The organism is Catenibacterium sp. UBA627 (assembly GCF_002299355.1).
GTDB lineage: Bacteria > Bacillota_I > Bacilli_A > Erysipelotrichales > Coprobacillaceae > Catenibacterium > Catenibacterium mitsuoka.
On sequence record NZ_DBPF01000122.1, the window covers coordinates 35,881 to 36,161 of the forward strand.

Consider the following 281-nt stretch of genomic DNA (forward strand, 5'->3'; position numbering starts at 1 on the left):
AGCAAGTTATTTGCATACATGCTATAATTTTTACTATATTTTGAAAAAAGATTGTAGATGAGTTTTTTGAAATATATAAAAGAAGTTCGAAAACAAAGCTTATAAGTCAGACGGAATTTGCGAAAGCATTATGTGTATCATACTCAATTGTCAGTAGATGAGGAATAGGATTATTCTGCTTTGTGCATGATATTGATTTTAGTGACTTCAGGAATTAATTATGGATTGAGAGTGATCTGGGGATTACTTAGCAGCAAATAACATCACTTGTGCAAATATGG